The organism is Pseudomonas sp. NPDC089758 (assembly GCF_044748705.1).
Classification (GTDB): Bacteria; Pseudomonadota; Gammaproteobacteria; order Pseudomonadales; family Pseudomonadaceae; genus Aquipseudomonas; species Aquipseudomonas putida_X.
The window spans coordinates 48,624-75,442 of sequence record NZ_JBIVGN010000010.1; the positions used below are offsets into that span (position 1 = coordinate 48,624).

The 26,819-nt window shown below is 60.0% G+C and carries 26 protein-coding genes; 11 read left to right on the forward strand and 15 right to left on the reverse strand.

Going from position 1 to position 26,819, the window contains the following annotated elements; all coding sequences use genetic code 11:
• Positions 1 to 131 precede the first annotated feature (131 nt).
• Positions 132 to 524, reverse strand: a complete 393-nt coding sequence (gene rpsI / locus ACIPZH_RS15115) for a 30S ribosomal protein S9 (protein WP_012312849.1) — start codon at positions 522 to 524, stop codon at positions 132 to 134.
• A 14-nt stretch (positions 525 to 538) separates the two neighbouring features.
• A complete protein-coding gene (gene rplM, locus ACIPZH_RS15120; RefSeq protein WP_008097538.1) occupies positions 539 to 967 on the reverse strand; it encodes a 50S ribosomal protein L13 in 429 nt (142 codons plus the stop codon).
• Positions 968 to 1,224: 257 nt separating this feature from the next.
• Between rplM and ACIPZH_RS15125 the strand changes: the two genes are divergently transcribed.
• The gene (locus tag ACIPZH_RS15125) at positions 1,225 to 2,265 is read left to right on the forward strand and encodes an NADP(H)-dependent aldo-keto reductase (RefSeq protein WP_400627603.1); all 1,041 of its coding nucleotides are present in this window, start codon (positions 1,225 to 1,227) and stop codon (positions 2,263 to 2,265) included.
• A 222-nt stretch (positions 2,266 to 2,487) separates the two neighbouring features.
• Positions 2,488 to 3,408, forward strand: a complete 921-nt coding sequence (locus ACIPZH_RS15130) for a GlxA family transcriptional regulator (protein WP_241804922.1) — start codon at positions 2,488 to 2,490, stop codon at positions 3,406 to 3,408.
• A gap of 117 nt (positions 3,409 to 3,525) precedes the next feature.
• Here the strand turns inward: ACIPZH_RS15130 and zapE are convergent, their stop codons facing one another.
• The 3 genes from zapE to ACIPZH_RS15145 form a co-directional block, all read right to left on the reverse strand.
• On the reverse strand, positions 3,526 to 4,620 hold the full coding sequence (gene zapE / locus ACIPZH_RS15135) for a cell division protein ZapE (RefSeq protein ID WP_400636715.1): 1,095 nt from the start codon (positions 4,618 to 4,620) through the stop codon (positions 3,526 to 3,528).
• Between the two features lie 165 nt (positions 4,621 to 4,785).
• Positions 4,786 to 6,135: a tryptophan--tRNA ligase gene (locus ACIPZH_RS15140; RefSeq protein WP_241804704.1), complete on the reverse strand. Its 1,350-nt coding sequence runs from the start codon at positions 6,133 to 6,135 to the stop codon at positions 4,786 to 4,788.
• Between the two features lie 25 nt (positions 6,136 to 6,160).
• Positions 6,161 to 6,796: an alpha/beta hydrolase gene (locus ACIPZH_RS15145; protein WP_241804703.1), complete on the reverse strand. Its 636-nt coding sequence runs from the start codon at positions 6,794 to 6,796 to the stop codon at positions 6,161 to 6,163.
• A 135-nt stretch (positions 6,797 to 6,931) separates the two neighbouring features.
• Here ACIPZH_RS15145 and ACIPZH_RS15150 point away from each other — a divergent pair, with 135 nt between their 5' ends.
• Positions 6,932 to 7,369, forward strand: coding sequence for a YhcB family protein (locus ACIPZH_RS15150; protein WP_012312843.1), 438 nt, complete (start codon positions 6,932 to 6,934; stop codon positions 7,367 to 7,369).
• A gap of 162 nt (positions 7,370 to 7,531) precedes the next feature.
• On the opposite strand, the gene ACIPZH_RS15155 is transcribed toward ACIPZH_RS15150, so the two are convergent.
• The gene (locus ACIPZH_RS15155; RefSeq protein ID WP_400636716.1) at positions 7,532 to 8,728 is read right to left on the reverse strand and encodes a methionine gamma-lyase; all 1,197 of its coding nucleotides are present in this window, start codon (positions 8,726 to 8,728) and stop codon (positions 7,532 to 7,534) included.
• A 127-nt stretch (positions 8,729 to 8,855) separates the two neighbouring features.
• On the opposite strand from ACIPZH_RS15155, the gene ACIPZH_RS15160 reads away from it, so the two are divergent.
• The 5 genes from ACIPZH_RS15160 (at position 8,856) to ACIPZH_RS15180 (ending at position 13,270) form a co-directional block, all read left to right on the forward strand.
• Positions 8,856 to 9,335 (forward strand): Lrp/AsnC family transcriptional regulator, encoded by a 480-nt coding sequence (locus tag ACIPZH_RS15160; RefSeq protein ID WP_400636717.1) that lies wholly within the window; start codon positions 8,856 to 8,858, stop codon positions 9,333 to 9,335.
• A gap of 112 nt (positions 9,336 to 9,447) precedes the next feature.
• The gene (locus ACIPZH_RS15165) at positions 9,448 to 11,712 is read left to right on the forward strand and encodes an S-type pyocin domain-containing protein (protein ID WP_400636718.1); all 2,265 of its coding nucleotides are present in this window, start codon (positions 9,448 to 9,450) and stop codon (positions 11,710 to 11,712) included.
• Positions 11,709 to 11,972 carry a bacteriocin immunity protein gene (locus ACIPZH_RS15170; RefSeq protein ID WP_400636719.1) on the forward strand — a complete coding sequence of 88 codons (264 nt, stop codon included), beginning with the start codon at positions 11,709 to 11,711 and terminating at the stop codon, positions 11,970 to 11,972. The genes ACIPZH_RS15165 and ACIPZH_RS15170 overlap by 4 nt, the downstream gene beginning before the upstream one ends.
• Before the next feature lie 175 nt (positions 11,973 to 12,147).
• Positions 12,148 to 12,363: a bacteriocin immunity protein gene (locus ACIPZH_RS15175; RefSeq protein ID WP_400636720.1), complete on the forward strand. Its 216-nt coding sequence runs from the start codon at positions 12,148 to 12,150 to the stop codon at positions 12,361 to 12,363.
• A gap of 238 nt (positions 12,364 to 12,601) precedes the next feature.
• On the forward strand, positions 12,602 to 13,270 hold the full coding sequence (locus tag ACIPZH_RS15180; protein ID WP_400636721.1) for an RES family NAD+ phosphorylase: 669 nt from the start codon (positions 12,602 to 12,604) through the stop codon (positions 13,268 to 13,270).
• Between the two features lie 36 nt (positions 13,271 to 13,306).
• Here ACIPZH_RS15180 and ACIPZH_RS15185 read toward each other — a convergent pair whose 3' ends face one another.
• The 5 genes from ACIPZH_RS15185 to ACIPZH_RS15205 all read right to left on the reverse strand — a co-directional run bounded on the left by ACIPZH_RS15185 (position 13,307) and on the right by ACIPZH_RS15205 (position 18,407).
• On the reverse strand, positions 13,307 to 13,939 hold the full coding sequence (locus ACIPZH_RS15185) for a hypothetical protein (protein ID WP_400636723.1): 633 nt from the start codon (positions 13,937 to 13,939) through the stop codon (positions 13,307 to 13,309).
• Between the two features lie 166 nt (positions 13,940 to 14,105).
• Positions 14,106 to 16,007, reverse strand: a complete 1,902-nt coding sequence (gene cysN, locus ACIPZH_RS15190) for a sulfate adenylyltransferase subunit CysN (RefSeq protein ID WP_400636725.1) — start codon at positions 16,005 to 16,007, stop codon at positions 14,106 to 14,108.
• 53 nt (positions 16,008 to 16,060) lie between these two features.
• Entirely contained in the window at positions 16,061 to 16,402 is a 342-nt protein-coding gene (locus tag ACIPZH_RS15195; protein WP_267821113.1) for a four helix bundle protein, read from the reverse strand.
• 104 nt (positions 16,403 to 16,506) lie between these two features.
• Positions 16,507 to 17,424 carry a sulfate adenylyltransferase subunit CysD gene (gene cysD, locus ACIPZH_RS15200; protein ID WP_054884652.1) on the reverse strand — a complete coding sequence of 306 codons (918 nt, stop codon included), beginning with the start codon at positions 17,422 to 17,424 and terminating at the stop codon, positions 16,507 to 16,509.
• 224 nt (positions 17,425 to 17,648) lie between these two features.
• A complete protein-coding gene (locus tag ACIPZH_RS15205) occupies positions 17,649 to 18,407 on the reverse strand; it encodes a Nif3-like dinuclear metal center hexameric protein (protein ID WP_241806639.1) in 759 nt (252 codons plus the stop codon).
• Between the two features lie 158 nt (positions 18,408 to 18,565).
• Between ACIPZH_RS15205 and algW the strand changes: the two genes are divergently transcribed.
• Positions 18,566 to 19,729, forward strand: a complete 1,164-nt coding sequence (gene algW / locus ACIPZH_RS15210; RefSeq protein ID WP_241806638.1) for a Do family serine endopeptidase AlgW — start codon at positions 18,566 to 18,568, stop codon at positions 19,727 to 19,729.
• Between the two features lie 127 nt (positions 19,730 to 19,856).
• Here the strand turns inward: algW and ACIPZH_RS15215 are convergent, their stop codons facing one another.
• From ACIPZH_RS15215 to ACIPZH_RS15230, 4 genes are all read right to left on the reverse strand, one after another.
• Positions 19,857 to 20,621 carry an amino acid ABC transporter ATP-binding protein gene (locus ACIPZH_RS15215; RefSeq protein WP_054899237.1) on the reverse strand — a complete coding sequence of 255 codons (765 nt, stop codon included), beginning with the start codon at positions 20,619 to 20,621 and terminating at the stop codon, positions 19,857 to 19,859.
• A gap of 10 nt (positions 20,622 to 20,631) precedes the next feature.
• Positions 20,632 to 21,729, reverse strand: coding sequence for an amino acid ABC transporter permease (locus ACIPZH_RS15220; RefSeq protein WP_241806637.1), 1,098 nt, complete (start codon positions 21,727 to 21,729; stop codon positions 20,632 to 20,634).
• A 10-nt stretch (positions 21,730 to 21,739) separates the two neighbouring features.
• Positions 21,740 to 22,918 carry an amino acid ABC transporter permease gene (locus ACIPZH_RS15225; RefSeq protein ID WP_400630325.1) on the reverse strand — a complete coding sequence of 393 codons (1,179 nt, stop codon included), beginning with the start codon at positions 22,916 to 22,918 and terminating at the stop codon, positions 21,740 to 21,742.
• Between the two features lie 67 nt (positions 22,919 to 22,985).
• Positions 22,986 to 24,014, reverse strand: a complete 1,029-nt coding sequence (locus tag ACIPZH_RS15230; protein WP_241806635.1) for an amino acid ABC transporter substrate-binding protein — start codon at positions 24,012 to 24,014, stop codon at positions 22,986 to 22,988.
• Positions 24,015 to 24,344: 330 nt separating this feature from the next.
• Between ACIPZH_RS15230 and ACIPZH_RS15235 the strand changes: the two genes are divergently transcribed.
• Positions 24,345 to 25,001 (forward strand): alpha/beta hydrolase, encoded by a 657-nt coding sequence (locus ACIPZH_RS15235; protein WP_400636726.1) that lies wholly within the window; start codon positions 24,345 to 24,347, stop codon positions 24,999 to 25,001.
• Between the two features lie 100 nt (positions 25,002 to 25,101).
• A complete protein-coding gene (rhlB, locus tag ACIPZH_RS15240; RefSeq protein ID WP_241806633.1) occupies positions 25,102 to 26,553 on the forward strand; it encodes an ATP-dependent RNA helicase RhlB in 1,452 nt (483 codons plus the stop codon).
• The last annotated feature ends 266 nt before the right edge of the window (positions 26,554 to 26,819 follow it).

Genomic DNA, 26,819 nt, shown 5'->3' on the forward strand with positions numbered 1-26,819 from the left:
GGCTACAACCCTCGCTTTGCTTGATCTGCGTCTATGCGGCAGGACACCACGGGCATGCTGACAGGTTAGTTCAAGACATAAAAAAAGCCCGGTTCCAAGGAACCGGGCTTTTTTCGACTGCCGAAGCGGTATTAACGCTTGGAGTACTGAGGACGCTTACGCGCTTTACGCAGACCCACTTTCTTACGCTCGACTTCACGAGCGTCGCGGGTGACGTAGCCAGCACGACGCAGAGCGCCACGCAGGGTTTCGTCGTATTCCATCAGAGCGCGGGTGATACCGTGACGGATCGCACCGGCTTGACCGCTGACACCACCACCGGCAACGGTGACGTAGATGTCGAACTTCTCGGTGCTCTCGGTCAGCTCCAGCGGCTGGCGAACAACCATACGAGCGGTTTCGCGGCCGAAGAAGGTGTCCAGAGGACGGTTGTTGATGGAGATGTTACCAGTACCCGGACGCAGGAAAACGCGAGCGGTTGCGGTCTTGCGACGGCCAGTGCCGTAATTTTGAGTCGCCGACATAATGAACTATCCCGTTAGATCTTCAGTTCTTGAGGCTGCTGAGCAGTGTGTGGGTGAGCAGCACCCGCGTACACTTTCAGCTTACGGTACATGTCGCGACCCAGCGGGTTCTTCGGCAGCATGCCTTTGACCGCGGTTTCGATAACACGCTCAGGGGCCTTGGCGATCAACTTCTCGAAGTTGATTTCCTTGATACCGCCCGGGAAGCCGGAGTGGGAGTAGTACATCTTGTCGGAAGACTTGGCGCCAGTTACACGGATTTGCTCGGCGTTGATAACGACGATGTAGTCGCCGGTGTCAACGTGAGGGGTGTATTCTGGTTTGTGCTTGCCACGCAGACGGCTAGCGATTTCGGTAGCCAGACGACCCAGGGTCTGGCCAGCGGCGTCGACTACGAACCACTCGCGCTTTACTGTTTCCGGTTTAGCAGTAAAAGTTTTCATTCTCTAAAGCCTCAGAGGCCGCCCAGCGAAAAATAGACGGCGAATCTTACTGGATAGTGCACAGCTTGCCAAGGGCAAACGCGCAGCCGAACACAGACGCTTTTGGGGGCTCGGGTCGGGCACGCCAATGTTCGACGGGGTTCTTCCTGCGTGGTGGTGCATCACTTCCGCCACACGGAGAGGTGCCGAATTATCCAGATTGCGCGAAAAATTTCAACCTGCTTTTATGGGTGTCTTTGCCTAGGAGTGTTTTCCCGATGGAATACCGCAAGCTTGGCCGTACCGATCTCGATGTCAGCGCCCTGTGCCTGGGCACCATGACCTGGGGCGAGCAGAACGATGAGGCCGAGGCCTTCGCCCAGATCAAGCTGGCCAAAACCAGCGGGGTCAACTTCATCGACACCGCAGAAATGTACCCAGTGCCGCCACGCCCGGAGACCTATGCCGCCACCGAGCGCATCATCGGCAACTGGTTCCGCCAGCACGGCGACCGCGATGACTGGATTCTCGCCAGCAAGGTCGCAGGCCCCGGCAACGGTATCAGCCACATCCGCGACGGCCAGCTCAAGCACAACCGCCAGCATATCGTCGCGGCGCTGGATGCAAGCCTTGAGCGCCTGCAGACCGACCGTATCGACCTGTATCAGCTGCACTGGCCGGAGCGCAGCACCAATTTCTTCGGCAAGCTGGGTTACCAGCACCTGGCGCATGACCTGTTCACCCCGCTGGAAGAAACCCTCGAGGTGCTCGACGAGCAGGTGCGGGCAGGCAAGATCCGCCACATTGGCCTATCCAACGAAACGCCGTGGGGCACCATGAAGTTCCTGCACCTGGCCGAAACCCGCGGCTGGCCCCGGGCGGTGTCGATACAGAACCCGTACAACCTGCTCAACCGCAGCTTCGAGGTGGGCCTGGCGGAAGTGGCCATCCGCGAGCAGTGCGGCCTGTTGGCCTACTCGCCGCTGGCCTTCGGCATGCTGTCGGGCAAATACGAAAATGGCGCGCGACCAGAAAATGGTCGCCTGACCCTGTTCAGCCGCTTCGCCCGTTACTCCAACCCACAGACAGTGGCGGCCTGCAGCCGTTATGTGCAACTGGCCCAGGCACACGGGCTGGACCCGGCGCAGATGGCCCTGGCATTCGTCACCCGCCAGCCCTTCGTGACCAGCAACATCATCGGTGCCACCGACCTGGTGCAACTTCAGAGCAACCTCAACAGCCTGGAGCTGAACCTGAGCGATGAGCTACTGGCGGCGATCGAAGCGATTCATCAGGAGCAGCCGAACCCCGCGCCTTGAGCGAAGCTGCAAGCTGCAAGTCAGAGTGAGTGTTGCACTCGCTGCTTTTTTCTTGCCGCTTGCAGCTCGAAGCTTGCAGCTCGACAAAAAACATAAGACGATCCAGCCGGTGATTGACCACTCTACCCTATAAGAACAATGACAATGATGTTTACCCAACCCTCCGCGTCGCTGCGGCGCGTCAGCATCCTGGCCATTGACAAGGTGTTCGCTTCGACCCTGATGCAAGCCAAGGATTTCTTCCATCTCGCCAGCCTGCGCTACAGCAAGCAACTGGGCCTGGGCTTGCAGCCCATGTTCGAGATTCGCCTGGTGAGCCCCGATGGCAAGCCGGTGGACAGCTTCAGCAATGTGCAGTTGCCGGTCGATGGCGGCCTCGATGATGCCGACGTGATCATCCTCCCGGCCTTCTGGGAAGATTTCGACAACCTCCAGCAACGTTACCCACAGGTGCTGCCATGGCTGCGCGAGCAGCACGCCCGTGGCGCCGTGTTGTGTGCCGAAGCCAGCGGTGTGTTCTGGCTGGCCGAATCCGGCCTGCTCGATGGCAAGGAGGCGACCACCTACTGGCGCTTCTTCAACAGCTTTGCCGAGCGCTACCCGAAGATCCGCCTGAATCAGGACAAGCACCTGACCGACGCCGACAACCTGTACTGCGCCGGCGGCACTACTTCAGCCTGTGACCTTTACATCTACCTGATCGAGCGCTTCTGCGGGGCCAATGTGGCGCGCGCCGTGGCCCGCGACATTCTCTACGAAGTGCAGCGCAACTACACGCCAGGGCGCATGGGCTTCGGTGGCCAGAAGCTGCACCAGGACCTGATCATCCTGCAGATCCAGCACTGGCTGGAGGAGCACTTCGCCGACAAGTTCCGCTTCGAGGACGTGGCCCGCAACCATGGCATGAGCATCCGCAACTTCATGCGCCGCTTCCAGGGGGCGACCGGTGACAAGCCGCTGCACTACCTGCAGCGGTTACGCATCGAGACAGCCAAGGGGCTGCTGTCGAGCACGCGCAAGAGCATCAAGACCATCAGTTATGAGGTCGGCTATGACGATGCGAGTTTCTTTGCGCGGTTGTTCCGCCAGCACACGGAGTTGTCGCCGAATCAATATCGGCAGCAGTTCATGCAAGAGGCTTGAGGCCCATGGGGCTGCTTTGCAGCCCATCGCGACACAAGGCCGCTCCTACAAGGGTTATGCGATCTCCTGTAGGAGCGGCCTTGTGTCGCGAAAGGGCCGCAAAGCGGCCCCAAGATCTTATGGCTTGTGAGCGCGAGACAGGAATTCGTGCGACTGCATTTCCAGCAAACGGCTCAGGGTCCGCTGGAACTCGAAGCTCAGGCGCCCGCCGGTGTACAGGTCCTTCAGCTCCACCTCGGCCGAGATGATCAGCTTGACGTTACGGTCGTAGAACTCGTCCACCATGTTGATGAAGCGGCGGGCGATGTCGTCGGTGGTGACCCCCATCTGCTCCACGTTGCTCAGCAACACGGCATGGAAGATCTTGCCCAATTCGATGTAGTCGTTCTGGCTACGCGGCCCGTCGCACAGTGCGCGGAAGTCGAACCAGGCGACGTCGTCGCAGGTGCGCAGGGCATTGATCGGGCGATTTTCGATCATCAGCACGTCGTTTTCGACGGCCTGGGTGCACTCGGGCGTCAGCGCCTTGAAGCTGGCGCGCATGCTCTGGTGCGCCGCATCATTGAGCGGGAAGTGGAAGAGTTCGGCCTGCTCCAGGTGGCGCAGGCGGTAGTCGACGCCGCTGTCGACGTTCACCACATCGGTGTACTGCTTGATCATGGCGATGGCCGGCAAGAAGCGTGCGCGCTGCAGGCCGTCCTTGTACAGGCCGTCAGGGACGATGTTGGAGGTCGCCACCAGCGAGACGCCGTTCTTGAACAGCTCTTCCATCAGGGTGCCGAGGATCATGGCATCGGTGATGTCGGAGACGAAGAATTCGTCGAAGCAGATCACCTTGGCTTCTTCGCTGAAGCGCTTGGCGATGAGGGTCAACGGATTCTTCTCGCCCTTGAGGGTCTTCATTTCCTCGTGGACGCGCTTCATGAAGCGGTGGAAGTGCGTGCGCATCTTCTGCTTGAACGGCAGCGCTTCGTAGAAGGTGTCGACCAGATAGGTCTTGCCGCGCCCTACTCCACCCCAGAAGTACAGGCCTTTGACTGGCTTCTGCTCCTTCTTGCCGAACAGCTTGCCGAACATGCCCGGCTTGTTGTTCTGCGCGTGCACGAGATCGTCGTACAGACGCTGCAGGTGACGTACCGCAGTTTCCTGCGCCGCGTCATGGAAGAAGTCGGGACGTTTCAGATCTGCTTGATATCGTTCTAGGGGCGTCATGATTTCGTTAGCGAGGCAACAAAAAACGGGCCGTCACTGTAGCGACAGGCCCGCTTAATGGCAATGCGACTTGCGTCAATATGCCTCATTCAAGGCACTTTTACGCTGTATGGCACCGGCTTCGCCGGTGATCGCGGGCAAGCCCGCTCCTACAGGCAATATGCCTCAGTCTTGTTGCGGCTGAAGCGCTACACGCAGACTTTCGATGGCCGAATCACGGGCTTCAGCTGTGTCGAACTGCGGCCCGTCGGCAACCTGCTCGTCGTTCAGCCACAGGCTGAAGCCGAGGCCGTCAACACGCACGTCGGCTTCACCGCCCTGCTGCAGCTGCTTGCTCACGGCACCGGCGCTCTTGCCGTCGGCGAAGCTGCGCGACAGCAGCAGTTGCTCGCCATCGGCTGCCAGCAGGCGGAAACGGAAGCTACCGTCTTCGTCACGGAAGCTGACGAAGCGCGCGCTCTTGGCGGCTTTCTTCTTCACTTCGGTGCTGGCCTGCACGCTGCTGCGGAACGAACGCAGGCCTACGGCCTCACGCAGTTGCTCGAGGAACGGGGTGGCGATCTTGCGGGCCTTGGCGGCACCGGCGAGGAGGATGTCCTCCAGGTCTGCCGGGCGCGAGATCAGCTGGTGGTAGTGCTCGCGCTTCTCGGCCAGCTGGCCGTCGAGCAGCTGGAACAGGCGTTGCTTCGCTTCGCCCCAGCCCAGACCCTGCAGCAGCTCTTCGCGGAACTCGGCGCACTGCGACGGCGTCGAGAAGGCCTGGAACAGGGTGAACAGGTGCGAATTGTCCGGATCCTTGGCTTCGCCAGGTGCGCGCGAATCGGTGACGATGCGCGAGATGGCGTCTTTCATGTCCTTGGCGCTGGTGAACAGCGGGATGGTGTTGTCGTAGCTCTTGGACATCTTGCGACCGTCCAGGCCCGGCAGGGTCGCCACGCTCTCCTCGATCACCGCTTCGGGCAGGGCGAAGAAGTCGTTGCCCTGGCCGAACAGGTGGTTGAAGCGCTGGCCGATGTCGCGGGCCATTTCCACGTGCTGGATCTGGTCACGGCCGACCGGCACCTTGTTGGCGTTGAACATCAGAATGTCTGCAGCCATCAGCACCGGGTAGCTGTACAGGCCCATGGTCACGCCAGCATCCGGGTCTTCGCCGGTTTCCAGATTCTTGTCCACCGAGGCTTTGTAGGCGTGGGCACGGTTGAGCAGGCCCTTGGCGGCGACGCAGGTCAGCAGCCAGGTCAGCTCGGGGATCTCGGGGATATCGGACTGACGGTAGAAAGTCACCTTGGCCGGGTCCAGGCCACCGGCCAGCCAGGTGGCGGCGATTTCCAGGCGCGAGCGCTGGATGCGCAACGGGTCGTCGCACTTGATCAGGGCGTGGTAGTCGGCTAGGAAATAGAACGAGTCGACACCCGGCTGCTGGCTGGCGACGATCGCCGGGCGGATGGCGCCGGCGTAGTTGCCCAGGTGCGGGGTGCCGGTGGTGGTGATACCGGTGAGGATGCGCGTGGTCATGGGTGTTCGCTTATTCAGGCTTGGCTCAGTTCGAAAGGCGCGGCAGCAGCAGATCCTTCAGATCGGTCAGCTTGCCATGGAAGAAGTGTCCGCATTCTGCCACTTTCAGCAGCTCATGGGGGCGCCCCAGTGCGTCGGACCATTCGTAAACCAGTTGCGGATCGACGACTTCGTCGGCGTCAGGCTGCACCACGGCAATCGGGCAGCGCTGCGGCAGCGGGAACTCTGCGGTCAGGCGCATCACCGCCGGGGCGATCATGAACAGCTGCTGCAGCGTCACACCCTGGGCTTCCAGGCGACCGGCCAGGCTGGTGGCGACAAAGCCGCCGAACGAGAAGCCCATCAATACCAACGGCAGCTCGGGGTGCTTGGCACGCAACCAGGCCGCCGCCGCCTCGGCATCGGCCACCTCACCGGCGCCCATGTCATGGCTGCCGGCACTCTGGCCGACGCCGCGATAGTTGAAGCGCAGGGTCACGTAGCCGGCGTCGCGGGCGGTGCGCTGCAGGGTCGAGACCACCTTGTTGAGCATGGTGCCGCCCTGGACCGGGTTGGGGTGGCAGATCAACACCGCGCCGCGGGCATCGGCCACGTCCAGGTACAAGGCTTCCAGCTGGCCGATCGGGCCATCGATGAACAAGGGGGTTTCGCGGACAAGCAAGGCACTACTCCGTGACCTCGAAGAGGGTCGATTCGTCTAGGTGAGGAATTCTGTTCTGATTTGCGATCGCTCGCGGTATACAGCGCAGGTCTGAGCCGTTAACGTAAAGCAAAGCCGTTTATAGAGGAAGGACTCGTGGAACTCTCGCTCCTTGTTTGGTTGTTGCCAACCCTGGCCCTGGTCATCGGTGTGGCGGTCGGTTTCATCGTGGCCCGCCTGCTGCCCAATGCTGCGCCGACCAACACCCAGCGCCAACTGGACGACATCCAGAAGCGCTTCGACAGCTACCAGAACGAAGTGGTCACCCACTTCAACAGCACCGCCATGCTGGTCAAGAAACTGACCCAGAGCTACCAGGATGTCCAGGATCACCTGGCCGAAGGCGCCAATAGCCTGGCCCTTGATGAAGTCACTCGCCAGCGCCTGCTGGCTGCACTGCACTCCGAGTCGGCCCAGGCACCCCGTGACCGCCTGACGCCGCCGAAGGACACCGCCGAAGTACCGCGCGACTATGCGCCAAAAGCGCCGAACTCGCCGGGCATGCTCGATGAGAGCTACGGGCTCAAACGCTGATGCGCTGAAATGAAACAAGGCCTCGCGAGAGGCCTTTTTCTTGGGCTGGTTTTACCGGCTTCTTCCCAGGCAAGCTCGCTCCCGGGGAAAGTCCAGTGCCCTTGGGGCCCTCGCTCTACCTGTAGGAGCCGGCTTGCCGGCGATAGGGCCAGACCAGGCCACCTATCTGCAAGACTCCAACGCCTGCTTCACATCCGCGATCAAGTCCTCGACATCCTCCAGCCCCACCGACAAGCGCACCAACCCCTCCGAAATCCCATGGTGCGCACGCTCCTGCGGCGTATAGCTCGAATGCGTCATGCTCGCCGGGTGCTGGGCCAGCGACTCGGCATCGCCCAAACTCACCGCCCGCGCAAACAGCTGCAAGGCGTTCATGAAGCGCCGCCCCGCCTCGATCCCGCCTTTGAGCTCGAACGCAATCATTCCACCTGGCAAGCGCATCTGGCGCTGGGCCAGCGCATGTTGTGCAAACGCTGGCAGCCCTGGGTAGTGGATCAGCTCGACCTGCGGTTGGCTCGCTAAAAACTCCGCCACCTGCTGCGCATTGGCGCAATGGCGATCCATGCGCAAGGCCAAGGTCTTGATGCCCCGCATCAGCAGCGAAGCGTCCTGCGGCGACAACACCGCGCCGGTCATGTCCTTCAGCCCTTCCAGGCGAACCCGGTCGATCAGCGCCTTGCGCCCGACCACCAGGCCCGCCGTGATATCCCCATGGCCGCTCAGGTATTTTGTCGCGGAATGCACTACCAGGTCGGCCCCCATTTCCAGAGGCCGCTGCAAATAAGGCGTGCAATAGGTGTTGTCGACCACGATATGCACGTCATGCCCACGCGCGGCGTCGGCCACCGCAGCGATATCGACCAGTTGCATGTTGGGGTTGGCCGGGGTTTCGAAGTAGATCATCCGTGTCTTGCGCGTGATCGCTGCCTTGAGCGCCTTGATGTCGTTAAGGTCCACGTGATGGATCTTAACCCCGAACTCGCCGATGCCATGGTGCAGGAAAGCAAAGGTGCAGCCATACAACGTACGCCCGACGATCAGCTCGTCGCCCGGCCGTAGCAGCGTCCACAGGGTGGAGGTGATCGCGCCCATGCCCGACGCCAAGGCCAGGCCTGCCTCGCCGCCTTCCAGCGAGGCCATGCGCTGTTCGAGCAAGGCCAGGGTGGGGTTGGAGATGCGGCTGTAGAAGTGCCCCGCCTGCTCCCCGGCAAAGCATGCAGCGCCGAATTCGACCGAGGGAAAGGCATAGGTAGCGGTCTGGTACACCGGTGGCACCAAAGCCCCGCCATGGGCCAGCGGATCGTAGCCTTCATGAATGGCACGGGTAGAAAAACCGTTGTTGTTATGGGAGCCGCGCATGGCAACCTGCCTCTGGTGGTTTGTTCTAAGCTTATGCCACCCAGCAAGGGGTATTTTTCCAAAATTGCCCACGCAATGCGTAGGGTTTGGAACAAAAAGAACGATAACTTCCTCCTGAGGGCAAACCATGCCTAACAGCCTCGACCGTACCGACCGCGCCCTGCTCGCTGCACTCCAGAACAACGCCCGCCTCACCGTCGCCGAACTTGCCGACCAGGTCGCACTGACAACCTCCCCTTGCTGGCGACGGGTCAAGCTGCTTGAGGACAACGGCTACATCACCGGCTACCAGGCCATCCTTTCGCCCAAATCGCTGGGGTTCGGGGTGACTGCCTTCGTCAGCATCATGATGGACTCGCACACCAAGGACATGACCCTGGCGTTCGAACGGCGGCTGATGGAAATCCCCGAGATCGTCGCCTGCCACAACATCTCCGGGCGCTATGACTTCTTGCTGGAAATCCTCGCACGGGATCTGGAGTCATTCGGTGAATTTACCCGCAAAGTGCTGCAGCGCTTGCCCGGGGTGAAGGAGATTTATTCGAGTTTTTCCTACAAGGCGATGAAGGAGAAAAGGGTAATACCTGTATCGGAAAAACACATCTAAGTCAGATCTTTCCGAGTGCCAGGAAGCTTCCTACCGATTGACAGGCCGCAGCTGACATACCGCGAATTCGATATACGAAAAGCTAACCCGTGTAGCTACTAGGAGAACCTACATGGCACGGGACAACACGTATTATCTCGATGAGGCGCTGTACATCAGCGCGCAAGCACCAACAGGTGCCGAACTGCGTTTTATTGGTGGAGGAGGTGGTGGACCGGGAGCAGGTGGCTGGGGACTAAGCGATGGTTATCCACGCGGCACCAGTCCAACCAAAAATGACATTGCACGGGTCATCTCCACTCGCAGAGTGCTGACAGAAGAATTTCAGATTATCGAGAAGGACTATTCAGAAAAATATGCTCACGAAGTAAGCCAGCTCCCTGAAACCATTACTGCACTGAAAGCCCAGATCAAAGCCGAGGCGAACAGTACAAACGGCGCGACATCAACACTCTCAACAGAACAACAAATCCTGTCATCGCGAATCAGTCAGATTCGTGATGGTTATTTGCAGATCTTGCCCGACGCCAATAACTACTTTGGCGTACCCGCATTCTACAAGCGCGGCGATTCAATGATGAGCCGGTTTCTGGACCCGGGCTTCTTCGCAGCAAAAACAGGCGAAGAGCTAGGTGTGGAATGGTCCACGAGGCTGCAGAGGTCTTGGGAAGGCACATACCGTTTACACATCGAAGCTCAAAAGCACCAAGCGCTGGCAGACGAACTTGAGGGCCTCGCAAGGCAAGTGGATCAGGAGGAGCTCAACCATCAGCCTCCAAATCTGGTGGAAGTGATCGCGCGCAGAACAGCTCAGATTCACGCAGAGCGGCAGATACATTTCGATTGTTTACCCAACGTCCTTCAGCATGAGCTGGGGCAAACCGTCATTGACGACGCGCTCACGCTTGTTCAAACCTTCAGCGCCTACCTGGCAACCGCTGCTGCCCTGGTGCAGGCCAAGCAATCACAAATTCCGCCGTACCATAATCAAAATCCCCGTATCAACGCCCCCCTGTCGAAGCCTCAACTTGAAGGGCTTTTGCATCTTGTAGATGAACAACGATTACGCCGGGCTGGCCCGCGCTGGCAGGAATACCACCTCGCACTGGCGCTAACCGAATCGATCAGATTCCTGGGCGTATATGCAGGTGCCACGCAACACCTGATGCAGCGCGCCGCTGAAGTGGAGAACCTCCAAGGTCAACTCGCCGCACAGGAAGAAGCTGCACGCCAGCAGGCCGAAGCTGAGCGCTTGGCTGCAGATGCCGAGCGGCAAAGGCTAGAGGCTCTGCGGCGGAGCATTTCCTATATCAACAAAGCGCGTCCGGCGGGACTGACGCCTGCCGTAATCCCCATTGGTGCTACCTCTTTTGCAGTAGCCGAAGCGGCTTACTCGGCTTTGGGTGAAACAATCACGGCCGCGATTGCCCGCCTTGTTGCTACGACTATTCCTTCCCTTGCAGTAGGCACCCTTGCGATGGCCTGGCCGTCAACGCTGGGCAACAGTGAGCGCCGTTATCTTATCAGCACCCCGCTAGCCAGCCTCACGCCACCCGGTGGGCCTGACCTTGCAACCTTGGCAGCGTCATCAACCAGCATCGACCTGCCGTATCTGCTGGCTGGATCCGAGCACGAAAATGGCATGGACCTGTATGTGGTGGCTGGGGGCAAGCCGGTACCGGTACGCGCAGCGACATTCGACACTGAACGTCAGGTCTACAGCCTGGCACTGGATAATCCGCACCGGATTCTCACTTGGACACCCGCCAGCGCGCCGGGCGGTGAAGACGGAAGTTCTACCAGCTTGCCACCAGCACCGCCCGGCACCGTCGTTTACACCGGCAGCACCCTGAACCCCGTCAATACCGAAACAGAGGGTTACCCCGCGCTGGATTTGCTGGACCAGGAACGGCTGATCATCACCTTCCCCATGGACTCGGGATTACCGCCTATTCTGGTGGTGTTCAAAAGCCCACGCTATGAGCCGGGGACCGCTACAGGTGTCGGCATGCAGATAACGGGAACCTGGCTCGGAGATGGTACTCGGAAAAACGGCGCGTCAATCCCAGCACATATTGCTGACCTTCTCAGAGGTACGGAATACAGAAATTTCGATGCATTCCGAACAAAATTCTGGAAGGCAATCGCTAATGATTCAGAGCTATCGAAGCAATTTGACGAAAGAAGCTTGCGCCGGATGAGGAAAAACGGGAATGCTCCGCCAGTAGATGATAGTGACATCTACAGGAGTCAGGTAACTTTTGTGCTCCATCACTCCACGCCGATAAGTGAGGGCGGCGGAGTCTACGACATGGACAACATTAAAATCGTGACACCGGTGGCTCATAATAGAATTCATTATGGAGACAACCAATGAAATTTAAAGAAAAACTCAGCGACTATACAGAAGAAGAATTTCTGGACTTCCTGAACGAAATCGACAGAGCAAATGACGACGAGCCTGACGCTGTGCTAGCTCCTCTGCTACTACATTTCAGAAAAATCACTGAACATCCATCTGGCATTAATTTATTGTACAAGCCTGCTTCCAGCAAGGATGGTGAGCCACAGGAAATACTCAGAATCATCAAGGAATGGCGCCTAGCTAACGGTAGGGATAGCTTCAAGACGTCCTGACAAGGTTCATACAGAGGTCCTGATAACTCAGGCCCTCTGACCTCCCCAACGCGTGCGATTGAAAATTCCTACACATCGGAAGAAAACGGCCCACAGCCAAATAGGTTCTACTTAGGTTTATAAAATTCAAAGACTACGTCACCATCTTTTGACACCCGCTCAAGAGAACTATCCTATGGCTGCTCATACCCCCAACCACATTCTTAACAAGCTAGCCGCACAGACTTTCGATGACTTCGACCACTTCACCCAGGCAGTCAGGATGGCAATCGCCGAAGACCCGATCTACTACACCGAAACCGCACACGAATGCTGCGCCGAGCAGGTGATCGCACATATGGCAGCTTGGCGAAAATCGCAGGAACTTGCCTTATTCAAGGATACGAAATGAGAACAACTGCACTCTTGTTGATCCCGATTTTGTCAGGGTGTGTCCATGGGAGACCCCTGCTTTTACCTGATAAGCAGGACCTGAAGTTCGCTTGCGACATGGACCCCTACAAACAAGGGTGCGAGAGGCGAAGCGACTACGATCAGCATTTCAAATTGATTGAGGGCAAGAAAGCCACATGGACCGAGGCTATTGAATAGCAGCCTGGTCAACAGCGCGATCAGATCGGAGGGCGGTCATGAGCAGTGAGGTACAGCGGTATGAAAACGACATAAAAAGAAAGGTACAGCAAGCACTGAACAACTATCCAGAACTGATGCGACAAATACGAAGAGGTACAATTTTGCATCGCGTTCAACCCTCCCGCTACGACGCCAACCCTGTCCACTACCGCGCCGATTCCGATACCCGCTACGCTGACTCTGCCAAACGGGTCGGCGTTTATTACTTGGGATTCACTGAAGAAGTTGCGTTGGCGGAGTCTTTTCAGCCTGGCAAGGGCGTTGATGATCAGCCGGTACGCCTTTCTCACCTGGAGCAGACGTCGCTGCACCGGCTAAAGGCTGCTCGCGACCTGAATGTCGTAGACGTGGCCGCCCTGGCGAACAGGGCCACTAATCACAAATTGCGAGATATCGTACAGGCCAAGGGGCAAGGCAGGCAGGGGTACGCTCTGACGCAGAGATTCAGCCAGGCGTGCATGCAGCTAAGGGAGATTGACGGGCTGCTTTATCAGTCAGCGGTATACACCGTAACCGGCTCGATGAATGGCTGCAATCTTGTTTTGTTCGAAGGCCGCACACTCCAAGTTTTAGCGATGAGCCATCGGTTGGTACTGGAGGCGGTACTCTCGAATGGTGAAACGGCCATCGAATTTCTGGACAGCCTGGGAGTTGCTCTGGAGTAACAGCTCAGGCACTCGACCTTCGATAGGGTCCGCTATTCACCGCCCCGCTTCCATGGCATTGACGTAGTCCCGCTTGATGATTGCCAAGGCATCGCTGTCGTCCAATAACTCGAAACGTGGCACTTCATTGCTCGGCTCCCCAGGCTCGGAATAATCCATCTTGCCGACTAGATGCTGAACCAGAAAATTCATGGCCTCGGTATCTGCAGGGTCGACATCGAGCGCCTTGATCAGGGTCGCAACAACCGCCCTTGGCTTGTTATAGGCAAACTGAAACGCTGGGTAGTATTTTCTGCGGTTACCGATGTTGGTGTAAGCCAGGAGGTGGCCAGCCTTGGTCTTCTGGCTCAGTGCCTGTTTGGTAATCCCCAATATCTCGTGCGCGGCCTTGGGGTCTAGTAACTCGCAACGGCTAGCTACACGCTCAAAGGCGCGCGCTTTCATATTGGCTGCCGCTTCCTGATTGCGGGTAGCAACACTTCGCTTCGAGTTCACGTCGACCTTGGCCAGTGCGGCAAACGCTTTTTCGTCGGCAAGGGCCACGGCTTTCAGCACGACCGCTGCCGATGCGCGGGCAAGGTGCTCTTCAAATCGCCCACGCAATGCCGCTTTGGCCGCCTCGAGGTGAGCGATCGTGGGGTGGATCTCTTTGTGGGCAGCAGTCGTCATGGCACCTCCTCAGGGGCTGATTAGACTCTTAAAGCGAAGATTAGACCGAGCCAGGCAGCATGTCAACTTGTCAATTTGTTCATATGTCAATCAGCCACGGATTGTGAGCCATGTACGCTTCAAAAAAAAACCCCGCCGAAGCGGGGTTTTGCATGGCAGCCAGTACTTAGATAGCGCCACGCTGACGCAGCACATCCAGCACCAACTTCACGGCTTCGTCGACACTGGTGTTCTGGGTATCGATCACCAGGTCAGCATCCAGCGGCACATCGAACGGGAAGCTCTCACCCGGGATGTTGTCGCCACCGGCAGCGTACAGGCCCTGCGGATCGCGCTCACGGCAGGCCAACGGCGAGGCCTGAACGTAAACGGTCACCAGGCGCTCTTTGCCGATCAGGGCCTTGGCCTGTTCGCGGCCTTCGGCATCCGGGGCCACGAACGCAGCCAGGGTCAGCAGGCCGGCTTCGTTGAACTGGCGCGCCACATGGGCGGCGCGGCGCCAGTTTTCGGTACGACCGGCGCGGTCTTGCGGCAGGCCCTTGTTCAGGTCGTGGCGCAGGTTCTGGCCATCGAGCACGTACACCGCACGGCCCATGTCGAACAGTTTGCGCTCCACGGCATAGGCCAGGGTGCTCTTGCCGGCACCGGACAGGCCGCTGAACAGCACGGTGGCTGGCTGCTGGCCAAAACGCAGGGCGCGCTCTTCGGTAGACACGTGGGCCTGCTTACCATGCTGGCCGGTGCTGCCGTGCGGCAGAACAGGCGGGGCGATGATCATGCCGGCGCCGACGGTGCCGTTGGTCAGGCGGTCGATGACGATGAACGCACCGGTGGTGCGGTTGCTGTCATAGCCGTCCAGGGCGATGGCGCTGTCCAGCGACACCTTGACGCGACCGATCTCGTTCAGCTGCAGCGCGCTGGCTGCATCTTTTTCGAGGGTGTTCACATCGACCTTGTGGGTGATGCTGGCAATCGAGCCCGGCACGTAGCTGGTGGCGCGCTTGATGTCGTATTTCTTGCCCGGCAGCATCGGTTCTTCGGCCATCCATACCAGCATGGCGTCGAACTGGTCGGTCACCGGTGGGACGTTGTCGGCATGTACCAGCAGGTCGCCACGGGAGATGTCGATCTCGTCTTCCATGGTCAGGGTCACGGCCTGGCCTGGGCCGGCGTTCTCCAGTTCACCTTCGTAGGTGACGATGGACTTGACCCGGCTGCTCTTGCCCGAGGGCAGCACGACGATTTCGTCGCCCTTGTGCACCACGCCGCTGGCGAGGGTGCCGGCGAAGCCGCGGAAGTTCAGGTTAGGACGGTTGACGTACTGCACCGGGAAACGCAGGTCGGTGAAGTTGCGGTCGGCCGCGACCTCGACGGTTTCGAGGATTTCCATCAGCGCAGGGCCGGTGTACCACGGCGAACGCTCGCTGCGGTTGACCACGTTGTCGCCCTTGAGCGCAGACATCGGCACGAAGTGCAGGCTGCTCGGGGTCAGGTTGATGGCATCGGCGAACTTCAGGTAGTCGGCCTTGATTGCCTCGAAGACGCCTTCATCGAAGCCTTTGAGGTCCATCTTGTTGACCGCGACGACGATGTGCTTGATGCCCAGCAACGAAGCGATGTAGCTGTGCCGGCGGGTCTGGGTCTGCACGCCGTAGCGGGCATCGACCAGAATGATCGCCAGGTCACAGGTGGACGCGCCGGTGGCCATGTTGCGGGTGTACTGCTCGTGGCCTGGGGTGTCGGCGATGATGAACTTGCGCTTGGCGGTGGAGAAATAGCGGTAGGCGACATCGATGGTGATGCCTTGCTCACGCTCGGCCTGCAGGCCATCGACCAGCAGCGCCAGGTCGACTTCTTCGCCGGTGGTGCCGGACTTCTTCGAATCACGGGTGATGGCCTCGAGGTGGTCCTCGTAGATCATCTTCGAATCGTGCAGCAAGCGCCCGATCAGGGTGCTCTTGCCGTCATCCACGTTGCCGCAGGTGAGGAAACGCAGCAGTTCTTTACGCTCGTGCTGAGCCAGGTAGGCGAGGATGTCCTCGCTGATCAGATCGGATTGGTGACTCATTGCATTCAAGCTCCAAGCTGTAAGCTTCAAGCAGCAAGCTTGTCGGCATACAGCTAGTTAGAAATTTTGTTGATCAACCCTGCAAGCATTTTGGAGAGCTCGCGGGTTTCGTTAATCCAGTCGTTAGCCAATTCAGCGGGCAGGTAACCTATTTCACCGGCGATGATCAGTTGCGTACGCAGCTCCGCACTGGAGGCTTTCGCTACGCTGAGAAACCAGACCTTCTCTCGCCATCCTCTACGCTCCATCCCCTCTGCAATAGTGGAGGGTATTGAAACAGCTGAGCGTGTGATCTGAGATCGGAACCCAAAATCTCGGCATTCGGCAAAAGCCCGATACATCTCGACCGCTAAGCACTTGCTTCTCTGCCAAACCAGTAACTTCTCAAAATCCACTGCGAGCACTCCCTGTGCGCCCGCAGAGCAGGCGGCAGTCCGCAAATTTCAGAAGCTAACGCGTTTCGCTTCTTTCTTGCAGCTTGCCGCTTGTAACTTGAAGCTTAGAAGTAGCCCTGACGTTTCTTGTCTTCCATGGAGCCAGCGCCATCGTGGTCAATGACTCGGCCCTGGCGCTCGGAAGTGCGCGTCAGGAGCATTTCCTGAATGATGTCGGTGAGCGTTTCGGCTTCCGACTCGACAGCACCCGTGAGCGGGTAGCAACCGAGGGTACGGAAACGCACCTTCTTCTTGACGATGCGCGCTTTCTCTTCCTCGGAGAGGTGCTCGAGGATGCGGTCGTCGTCGATCATGATCAGGGTGCCGTTCTTCTCGATGACTTCACGCTCGGCAGCGAAGTACAGCGGCACGATCGGGATGCCTTCGAGGTAGATGTACTGCCAGATGTCCAGCTCGGTCCAGTTCGACAGCGGGAACACGCGGATCGACTCGCCTTTGTTGACCTTGCCGTTGTAGACGTTCCACAGCTCTGGGCGCTGGTTCTTCGGGTCCCAGCGGTGCTTGCTGTCACGGAACGAATAGACGCGCTCTTTGGCACGCGATTTTTCTTCGTCGCGGCGGGCACCACCGAAAGCGGCGTCGAAACCATGCTTGTCCAAAGCCTGCTTGAGGCCTTGCGTTTTCATGATGTCGGTGTGCTTGGAGCTGCCATGGGTGAACGGGTTGATGCCCTGCGCCACACCTTCAGGGTTGACGTGGGTGATCAGCTCCAGGCCCATTTCCTCGACCATCTTGTCGCGGAAGCGGTACATCTCCTGGAATTTCCACTGGGTGTCGACGTGCATCACCGGGAACGGCAGCTTGCCTGGGAAGAAGGCTTTGCGTGCCAGGTGCAGCATCACGGCGGAATCCTTGCCGATCGAGTAGAGCATCACCGGGTTGTCGAACTCGGCGGCCACCTCGCGGATGATGTGGATGCTTTCCGCCTCCAGCTGTTTCAAGTGCGTCAGTTTGTCGACCATGGCTACTCACGTAAAACGATCTTATGGACGGCCTTCGGGCCGTGTTCGAGCGAGCCACTTTATCACAGCGGCTGATTCTATTTAGGCGCCTGACTAGATCGAAAAGGTCTAACGATATGACTGGGGGTTTGGCTATCGAAGGGCCGCTCTGCGGCCCCTTTCGCCGGCAAACCGACGCCCATGCACTGGAGGCCCGCTTGCCCGCGATGGGGCCGAAGATGGCCTCAGATCGGGTTCGGGCAATCGATGAACAGGTGCTCCAGGGCAAAGCGCCGAGCCAGGTAGTCGCCCAGCGCCTGCACGCCGTAACGCTCGGTGGCATGGTGCCCGGCGGCAATGAAGCTCACGCCATTTTCGCGGGCACTGTGGTAGGTCTGCTCGGACGCCTCACCACTGATGAACACGTCCACCCCTGCCGCGATCGCCGTATCGATATAGCCCTGCCCTCCGCCGGTACACCAGCCGACGCGACGGATCACCTGGTCACCCTCGACCAGCAGCGGCTCACGCCCCGTGACCTCTTGCACACGGCGGGCGAAATCGCGCGCCGTCACAGGCTCGGCCAGCGAACCTACCAGCCCGACCACCTTGGGGTTATTCGGGTCCAGCGGCCCTTCGACAGTGATATCCAGCTGGCGGGCCAGTTGCACGTTGTTGCCGACCTCAGGGTGCACATCCAGCGGCAGATGGAAGGCCAACAGGCTGATGTCGTGCTTGAGCAGGGTCTTCAGGCGGCGCTGCTTGATCCCCGTGATGCACGGGTTCTCGCCCTTCCAGAAATAACCGTGGTGCACCAGTACCAGGTCGGCCTGTGCCTCGACTGCGGCATCGAGCAATGCCTGGCTGGCGGTGACGCCGCTGACAATGCGGCTGACCTGCGGGCGGCCCTCGACTTGCAGGCCGTTGGGGCAGTAATCCTGGATTTTTGCGCTACCCAGGTAACGCTCGGCTTCTTCAACCAGGGTGTCAAGGGCGACGGCCATGGAAAATCTCCTCGAAATCTGCACGTTCAACGGGAACAACGCCCGTATAATGGCCGCCATTATGGGCCGTCGCCGGCGTTGGGGAAACCGGTGTATGATCGCGCGCGTTCGCGCTCCGCCGCGCCTCCATGGCCCTCGCCCACTCCCAGGATTCGTTCATGTTCAAGGCTTTGCGTTATTTTGGCTGGCCCCTGCTTACCGGCATATTGATCGCCATACTGATCATTCAGCGCTTCCCGCAGTGGGTCGGCCTGCCCAGCCAGGATGTAAACCTGCAACAAGCGCCACAAACCACGCAGATCATGCAAGGCCCGGTATCCTATGCCGACGCCGTCACCCTCGCCGCCCCCGCCGTGGTCAACCTGTACACCACCAAGGTAGTGAACAAGAGCGCCCACCCGCTGTTCGAAGACCCGCAGTTCCGCCGCTTCTTCGGCGACAACCTGCCCAAGCAGCGGCGCTGGGAGTCGAGCCTGGGCTCGGCGGTGATCATGAGCCCCGAAGGCTATCTGCTGACCAACAACCACGTCACCAGCGGCGCCGACCAGATCGTCGTGGCCCTCAAAGACGGCCGCGAAACCCTGGCACGGGTGATCGGCAGCGACCCCGAAACCGATCTGGCAGTCTTGAAGATCGACCTCAAGAGCCTGCCGGCAATCACCATCGGCCGCTCCGACACCATCCACATCGGTGACGTCACCTTGGCCATCGGCAACCCCTTCGGCGTCGGCCAGACCGTTACCATGGGCATCATCAGCGCCACTGGCCGCAACCAGCTGGGGCTGAACAACTACGAAGACTTCATCCAGACCGACGCAGCGATCAACCCGGGCAACTCCGGCGGCGCACTGGTCGATGCCAACGGCAACCTGGTCGGCATCAATACGGCGATCTTCTCCAAATCTGGCGGTTCACAGGGCATCGGCTTCGCCATCCCGGTCAAACTGGCACTGGAGGTGATGAAGTCGATCGTCGAGCATGGCCAGGTGATTCGTGGCTGGCTGGGTATCGAAGTTCAGCCGCTGAGCCAGGAACTGGCCGAATCGTATGGCATGCAGGGCCGCCCCGGTATCGTTGTCGCGGGCATTTTCCGCGATGGCCCGGCGCAGAAGGCCGGGTTGCAACTCGGTGACGTGATCCTGAGCATCAATGGCGAGCCGGCCGGTGACGGGCGCAAGTCGATGAACCAGGTGGCGCGGATCAAGCCGAACGAGAAGATCACCATCGAGGTGATGCGTAACGGTCAGCAGCTGAAGCTGATCGCCGAGGTGGGCCTGCGGCCGCCACCTGCTCCGGCAGCTGCCCCAGAAGAAGCGAAATAACAGAAGGGCTGCTCTGCAGCCCATCGCCGGCAAGCCCGCTGCCACAAGTGCTGCGCCTATACTGAGCCCGGCGCCGTACCTGTGGGCCGGCTTGCCGGCGATGGGCCGCAGCGCGGCCCCAGTTGCCTCAATGCAGGATCTGGCTGAGGAACAGCTTGGTACGGTCACTGCGCGGCCGGTCGAAGAAATCATCAGGCGCAGCCTGCTCCACGATCTCCCCCTTATCCATGAAGATCACCCGGTTCGCCACCGTGCGGGCAAAGCCCATTTCGTGAGTCACGCAGAGCATGGTCATGCCGTCCTCGGCCAGGCCAACCATGGTGTCGAGCACTTCCTTGACCATTTCCGGGTCGAGCGCCGAGGTCGGCTCGTCGAACAGCATGATCTTCGGCTTCATGCACAGCGCCCGGGCAATCGCCACGCGCTGCTGCTGGCCACCAGACAACTGCCCCGGGAACTTGTGCGCCTGCTCCGGGATGCGTACCCGCTCCAGATAGTGCATGGCGATTTCCTCGGCCTTGCGCCGCGGCATCTTGCGCACCCACATGGGCGCCAGGGTGCAGTTTTCCAGGATGGTCAGGTGCGGGAACAGGTTGAAATGCTGGAACACCATGCCCACCTCACGGCGGATCGCCTCGATCTGCTTGAGGTCGTTGGTCAGCTCCACACCATCGACCACGATGCGCCCCTGCTGGTGTTCTTCCAGGCGGTTGAGGCAGCGGATGGTGGTGGACTTGCCCGAACCGGACGGCCCGCACAGCACGATACGCTCACCCTGGCGCACGTTCAGGTTGATGTCCTTCAGTACATGGAACTGGCCGTACCACTTGTTGACGCCCTGCATCTGGATGATGCCTTCTGGGCCGGCAGGCTGCTTGATCGCTTCACTCATTTCGAAACTCCTAACGCTTGTGGCCAGTGTCCAGCTTGCGCTCCAGGTGCATGGAGTAGCGGGACATACCGAAACAGAAGATCCAGAACACCAGGGCTGCGAACACATAGCCCTCGGTGGCCATGCCCAGCCAGGCCGGGTCGGCGGCAGCCTGCTTGACGCTATTGAGCAGGTCGAACAGGCCGATGATGATGACCAGGCTGGTGTCCTTGAACAGGGCGATGAAGGTATTGACGATGCCAGGGATCACCAGCTTCAACGCCTGCGGCAGGATCACCAGGCCCATCGAACGCCAGTAGCCCAGGCCCATCGCGGCAGCGGCCTCATATTGCCCCTTGGGGATGGCCTGCAGGCCACCTCGCACCACCTCGGCGATGTACGCCGACTGGAACAGGATCACGCCGATCATGGCCCGCAGCAGCTTGTCGAAACTCATGCCTTCGGGCAGGAACAACGGCAGCATCACCGACGACATGAACAGCACGGTGATCAACGGCACCCCACGCCAGAACTCGATGAAGGTCACGCAGACCACCTTCACCGCCGGCATCCGTGAACGCCGCCCCAAGGCCAGCAGGATGCCCAGCGGCAAGGCGCCCACGATACCCACCGTGGCGATGACCAGGGTCAGCATCAGCCCGCCCCACTGGCTGGTCGGCACGCTTGCCAGGCCAAGGTATCCGCCATGCAGCAGCGTGTAGGCCAGGATCGGATACACCACCAGAAAGCCCAGGCCGTAGACGGCCTTGCGCGGGAAACGCTTGATGAACAGCGGCGCGGCGCCCAGCACGGCAAGCCATACGGTCAGGTCCACGCGCCAGCGCAACTCCACCGGATAGTAGCCGTACATGAACTGGCCAAAGCGCTGCTGGATGAACACCCAGCAGGCGCCCTCCTTGGTGCAGTCGGCGCGCGTGGTGCCGACCCAGTTGGCGTCGATCAACGCCCACTGCAGCAGCGGCGGCACGATCAGCCATATCAGGTACACGGCGAACAGGGTCAGCAGGGTGTTGATCCAGCTGGAGAAAAGGTTTGCCCGCATCCATGCGAGCACGCCGACGGTCTTGACCGGTGGCGGCATGTCAGGTTTGAAAACATGGGCATTCACGGGCGTATCCTCACCGCTCGATCAGCGCAATGCGCTTGTTGTACCAGTTCATCAGCAGCGAAATGCTGATGCTGATGGCGAGATAGACACTCATGGTGATGGCGATCACCTCGATGGCCTGGCCGGTCTGGTTGAGTACGGTACCGGCGAACAGCGAGACCATCTCTGGGTAGCCGATGCCGGCCGCCAGCGACGAGTTCTTCGCCAGGTTCAGGTACTGGCTGGTCAGCGGCGGAATGATCACCCGCAGTGCCTGGGGGATGATCACCTTGCGCAGCGTCGGGCCTTCGCGCAGCCCGAGCGAACGGGCGGCTTCGGTCTGGCCATGGCTGACCGAACGGATGCCCGAGCGCACGATTTCGGCGATGAACGCGGCGGTGTAGATGGTCAGTGCCAAGGTCAGCGCAAGCAGTTCCGGAATCAGAACCCACCCGCCAACGAAGTTGAAACCTTTGAGCTGCGGGTTTTCCCAATGCACAGGGCTGCCGAACAGCAACGCACAAAGGCCTGGGATCACCAGGAACAGGGCAAGCCCTGCCCAGAATTTGTGGAACGGTTCGCCGGTTTCGTTGAAGCGTTTGTTGGCGTAACGCACCATCGCCATGATTGCCACGATCGCCAGCACCAGGGCGGCGACGAATGGCCAGAAGCCTTCGGCCATGGTAGCGCCGGGCATGTTCAGGCCACGGTTGCTGATGAAGAAGGCATCGTCGAAGCTGATGCTGCCCCGTGGCCCCGGCAGGGTCAGAAACACAGCGAAATACCAGAACAGGATCTGCAGCAGCGGCGGGATGTTGCGGAATGTCTCGACGTACACCGTCGCCAGCTTATTGATCATCCAGTTCGGTGACAGGCGCGCCACACCGATGATGAACCCCAGGATCGTTGCCAGGATGACGCCGATGAAGGTGACCAGCAGGGTATTGAGCAAGCCGATCACGAACACGCGTGCATAGCTGTCGGACTCCACGTAGGGAATCAGGTGCTGGGCGATGCCAAAGCCGGCACTGCGGTCGAGGAAGTCGAAACCGGAAGTGATGCCCCGGTGTTGCAGGTTGGTCTGCGTGTTGTGGAACAGGTACCAGCCCAGACCCACCACGAAGATGATCGTGAGAATCTGGAATAACCACGCGCGCACACGTGGATCGCTCAGGGTCAGCCCCTTTTGTGCGCCGATTTGATTTTGCATGAAGTGCCCCGGACAGTAGGGATTCGAACAGCCTGCGGCGGCGGAATGCCGCCGCAGGGTGCAGCCATCAGCGCACAGGTGGCGCGTACTGGATGCCGCCGTTGTTCCACAGGGCGTTCATGCCACGGTCGATCTTCAAGTCAGTGCTCTGGCCCAGGTTCTTCTCGAACACCTCGCCATAGTTACCCACTTGCTTGACGATCTGTACTACCCAGTCTTTGGGCAGCTTGAGGTCCTTGCCGTACTCACCATCGGCACCCAGCAGGCGGGCGACGTCAGGATTTTTGGTACCTTTGGCTTCAGCCTCGACATTCTTCGAGGTGACGCCAGCCTCTTCGGCGTTGAGCATGGCGAACAGGGTCCACTTGACGATGCTGAACCACTCCTCGTCGCCCTTGCGTACCACCGGGCCCAGCGGCTCCTTGGAGATGGTTTCCGGCAGCACCACGTAGTCGGTCGGGCCGGCCAGCTTGGAACGCTGGGCGAACAGCTGCGACTTGTCCGAGGTCAGCACGTCGCAACGGCCAGACTCCAGCGACTTGGCACTTTCGTCGGAGGTATCGAAGGTGATCGGGGTGTACTTCAGGCCGTTGGCGCGGAAGTAGTCGGAGACGTTCAGCTCGGTGGTGGTACCTGCCTGGATGCAGATGGTCGCGCCATCGAGCTCCTTGGCACTGGAAACACCCAGCTTCTTGTTGACCAAAAAGCCAACGCCGTCATAGTAAGTGACGCCGGTGAACACCAGGCCCATGCCGGCATCGCGCGAGCTGGTCCAGGTGGTGTTGCGCGACAGCACGTCGACTTCGCCGGACTGCAGCGCAGTGAAGCGTTCCTTGGCGTTGAGCTGGCTGAACTTGACCTTGGTGGCATCGCCGAACACCGCGGCGGCCACGGCGCGGCAGACATCGGCGTCGATACCGATGATCTTGCCCTGCGCATCAGGAACCGAGAAGCCTGGAAGACCGTCGCTCACGCCACACTGAACGAAGCCCTTCTTCTTGACCGCATCGAGGGTGGCGCCGGCCTGGGCATTGCTCACGGCGCCCAGCGCGGCGGCAGCGGTGAGGACTGCCAGGGTGGTTTTCAACATCTTCATTCACAACCTCCAAATCGCTCTTGTTGTACGAGCCGGAATTGCACCGCACCCTTATGAGGCGCATCCGACCCTTGTTGGCTTGTTATTGGGTCAATGGCGCAATGGGCTGTTCTATGACAGCCTTCGCGTGTCAAGGGTGTTACCGTACCGGCCCGACCCTTGCATCGCAGGTTTCATAGCAAGGGGCGTACCATAGTTGGCGGCTAAAGCGTTTAAGCGCTCGTCAAGTAGGGAAAGTTGTATCGTTGCGACATTCTTTTTCCGACAATCATTTCCAGCGCCTTCTTTTTGCGCATGCCTTCATACGATTCGCACACTTTCGGAGCAGTCATGACCCACCCGTTGATTCTCGAACCCCAGAAAACCGCAGATGCCTGTGTGATCTGGTTGCACGGCCTGGGCGCCGACCGTTACGACTTCCTACCGGTTGCCGAATTCATGCAGGAACGTCTGCTGAGCACGCGGTTCGTCATGCCCCAGGCGCCGACCCGGCCAGTCACCATCAACGGCGGCTATGCCATGCCCAGCTGGTACGACATCAAGGCCATGACCCCGGCCCGCGCCATCGACGAAGCGCAGCTGGAAGAATCGGCCGACCAGATCATTGCCCTTATCGAAGCCGAGCGGGCCAAGGGCATCGACCTGACGCGGATCATCCTGGCCGGTTTCTCCCAAGGGGGCGCGGTCGTGCTGCACACCGCCTATATAAAGTGGCAAGAAGCACTGGGCGGTGTGATCGCACTGTCGACCTACGCACCGACCTTCAACGACACCCATCAGCTGAGCGCCTGTCAGCAACGCACCCCGGCCCTGTGCCTGCATGGGGTGCACGACCCGGTGGTGATCCCGGCCATGGGCCGCACCGCTTTCGAGTACCTGAACACCTGGGGCGTGGCCGCACGCTGGCAGGAATACCCAATGGAGCACGAGGTGGTGGTGGCAGAGCTGAGCGATATCCACGACTGGCTGAGCACGCAACTGCAATAGTCAGGCTCTCTTGTAGTTGTGGGCGCATTCCGCTACGCCGCGCCCAGATCTTGCATTACACTGCCCGGCGTACATTCCTTAATCAGTTGATGAGACGATCGTGCTCAAGGCACTCAAGAAAATATTCGGCAAGGGAGACGCGGCACCTCAGGCCGTCGCTCCTGCTGCCAGCATCACGCCGCCTGCGGCGCACGTAGCCCAGCCCGAGCCGCAGCCCTCCACGCCGCGCACCGAAGCCGCCGCCAAGGCTCCATTGCCTGTCGCCGCGGCCAAAGCCGAGCCGCCGGCCAAGGACAAGCCCCGCCGCGAACGCAAGCCCAAACCCCAGGCCAGCCTCTGGAAGCCTGAAGACTTCGTGGTCGAACCACAGGAAGGCAAGACCCGCTTCCACGATTTCAAGCTCTCCAACGAGCTGATGCACGCCATCCATGACCTGGGCTTTCCTTACTGCACGCCGATCCAGGCCCAGGTATTGGGTTACACCCTGCGCGGGCAGGACGCCATTGGCCGCGCGCAGACCGGCACCGGCAAGACCGCCGCGTTCCTCATCTCGATCATCTCTCAGCTGCAGCAGACGCCGCCGCCCAAAGAGCGCTACATGGGCGAGCCGCGTGCGCTGATCATCGCGCCTACCCGCGAGCTGGTGGTACAGATCGCCAAGGACGCTGCCGCGCTGACCAAATACACCGGCCTGAACGTCATGACTTTCGTCGGCGGCATGGACTTCGACAAGCAGCTCAAGGCGCTGGAAGCACGCCACTGCGACATCCTGGTGGCCACCCCTGGCCGCCTGCTGGACTTCAACCAGCGCGGCGATGTGCATCTGGACATGGTCGAGGTGATGGTGCTGGACGAAGCCGACCGTATGCTCGACATGGGTTTCATCCCACAGGTGCGGCAGATCATCCGTCAGACCCCACCCAAGAGCGAGCGCCAGACCCTGCTGTTCTCTGCCACCTTCACCGACGACGTGATGAACCTGGCCAAGCAGTGGACCACCAACCCTGCGATCGTCGAGATCGAGCCGGAGAATGTCGCCAGCGAAACCGTCGAACAGCACGTCTACGCGGTGGCGGGCAGCGACAAGTACAAGCTGTTGTACAACCTGGTGACCCAGAACAAGTGGGAGCGGGTGATGGTGTTCGCCAACCGCAAGGACGAAGTGCGGCGTATCGAGGAGAAACTGGTACGCGACGGTATCAATGCCGCCCAGCTGTCGGGCGACGTGCCGCAGCACAAGCGCATACGTACCCTGGAAAGTTTCCGCGAAGGCCGGATCACCGTGTTGGTGGCCACCGACGTGGCGGGGCGAGGCATTCACATCGACGGCATCAGCCATGTGATCAACTTCACCCTGCCGGAAGACCCGGATGACTACGTGCACCGTATCGGCCGTACGGGCCGTGCCGGCACCAATGGTGTGTCGATCAGCTTTGCCGGTGAGGACGATTCATATCAGTTGCCGGCGATCGAGACGCTGCTGGGGCGCAAGATCAAATGCGAGATGCCGCCGGACGAACTGCTCAAGCCGGTGCCGCGCAAGCATCATTGATGGGTGCGGACAAAGCCGGCTTGCCGGCGATGGGCCGCAAAGCGGACCCAGATGCCCGCTGGCCCCGTCGAGCGCGCTCGGGCTATTACAGGTCTGCTATGGGGCTGCTGCGCAGCCCATCGCCGGCAAGCCGGCTCCCACCACGACCGCGCGGTTCTTCAGGCCTACGCTGTACCTGTGGCAGCAACTGTCTTGCTCAACTTCTAAAAGCTGGCGAGATCCCTGTGGGAGCCGGCTTGCCGGCGATCCGGGGCAAAGCCCCGGCC

Coding starts and splice junctions, on each gene's coding strand:
- ACIPZH_RS15125 (WP_400627603.1), top strand. CDS start 1,225: ATGGAATACCGCAAGCTTGGCCGTACCGATCTCGATGTCAGCGCCCTG.
- ACIPZH_RS15205 (WP_241806639.1), bottom strand. CDS start 18,407: ATGGCCGTCGCCCTTGACACCCTGGTTGAAGAAGCCGAGCGTTACCTG.
- ACIPZH_RS15160 (WP_400636717.1), top strand. CDS start 8,856: ATGCCTAACAGCCTCGACCGTACCGACCGCGCCCTGCTCGCTGCACTC.
- ACIPZH_RS15130 (WP_241804922.1), top strand. CDS start 2,488: ATGCAAGCCAAGGATTTCTTCCATCTCGCCAGCCTGCGCTACAGCAAG.
- ACIPZH_RS15180 (WP_400636721.1), top strand. CDS start 12,602: ATGAGCAGTGAGGTACAGCGGTATGAAAACGACATAAAAAGAAAGGTA.
- ACIPZH_RS15230 (WP_241806635.1), bottom strand. CDS start 24,014: ATGAAGATGTTGAAAACCACCCTGGCAGTCCTCACCGCTGCCGCCGCG.
- ACIPZH_RS15215 (WP_054899237.1), bottom strand. CDS start 20,621: ATGAGTGAAGCGATCAAGCAGCCTGCCGGCCCAGAAGGCATCATCCAG.
- zapE (WP_400636715.1), bottom strand. CDS start 4,620: ATGACGCCCCTAGAACGATATCAAGCAGATCTGAAACGTCCCGACTTC.
- rpsI (WP_012312849.1), bottom strand. CDS start 524: ATGTCGGCGACTCAAAATTACGGCACTGGCCGTCGCAAGACCGCAACC.
- ACIPZH_RS15170 (WP_400636719.1), top strand. CDS start 11,709: ATGAAATTTAAAGAAAAACTCAGCGACTATACAGAAGAAGAATTTCTG.
- ACIPZH_RS15165 (WP_400636718.1), top strand. CDS start 9,448: ATGGCACGGGACAACACGTATTATCTCGATGAGGCGCTGTACATCAGC.
- ACIPZH_RS15185 (WP_400636723.1), bottom strand. CDS start 13,939: ATGACGACTGCTGCCCACAAAGAGATCCACCCCACGATCGCTCACCTC.
- ACIPZH_RS15235 (WP_400636726.1), top strand. CDS start 24,345: ATGACCCACCCGTTGATTCTCGAACCCCAGAAAACCGCAGATGCCTGT.
- rplM (WP_008097538.1), bottom strand. CDS start 967: ATGAAAACTTTTACTGCTAAACCGGAAACAGTAAAGCGCGAGTGGTTC.
- ACIPZH_RS15175 (WP_400636720.1), top strand. CDS start 12,148: ATGGCTGCTCATACCCCCAACCACATTCTTAACAAGCTAGCCGCACAG.
- ACIPZH_RS15155 (WP_400636716.1), bottom strand. CDS start 8,728: ATGCGCGGCTCCCATAACAACAACGGTTTTTCTACCCGTGCCATTCAT.
- algW (WP_241806638.1), top strand. CDS start 18,566: ATGTTCAAGGCTTTGCGTTATTTTGGCTGGCCCCTGCTTACCGGCATA.
- ACIPZH_RS15140 (WP_241804704.1), bottom strand. CDS start 6,135: ATGACCACGCGCATCCTCACCGGTATCACCACCACCGGCACCCCGCAC.
- ACIPZH_RS15225 (WP_400630325.1), bottom strand. CDS start 22,918: ATGCAAAATCAAATCGGCGCACAAAAGGGGCTGACCCTGAGCGATCCA.
- cysD (WP_054884652.1), bottom strand. CDS start 17,424: ATGGTCGACAAACTGACGCACTTGAAACAGCTGGAGGCGGAAAGCATC.
- cysN (WP_400636725.1), bottom strand. CDS start 16,007: ATGAGTCACCAATCCGATCTGATCAGCGAGGACATCCTCGCCTACCTG.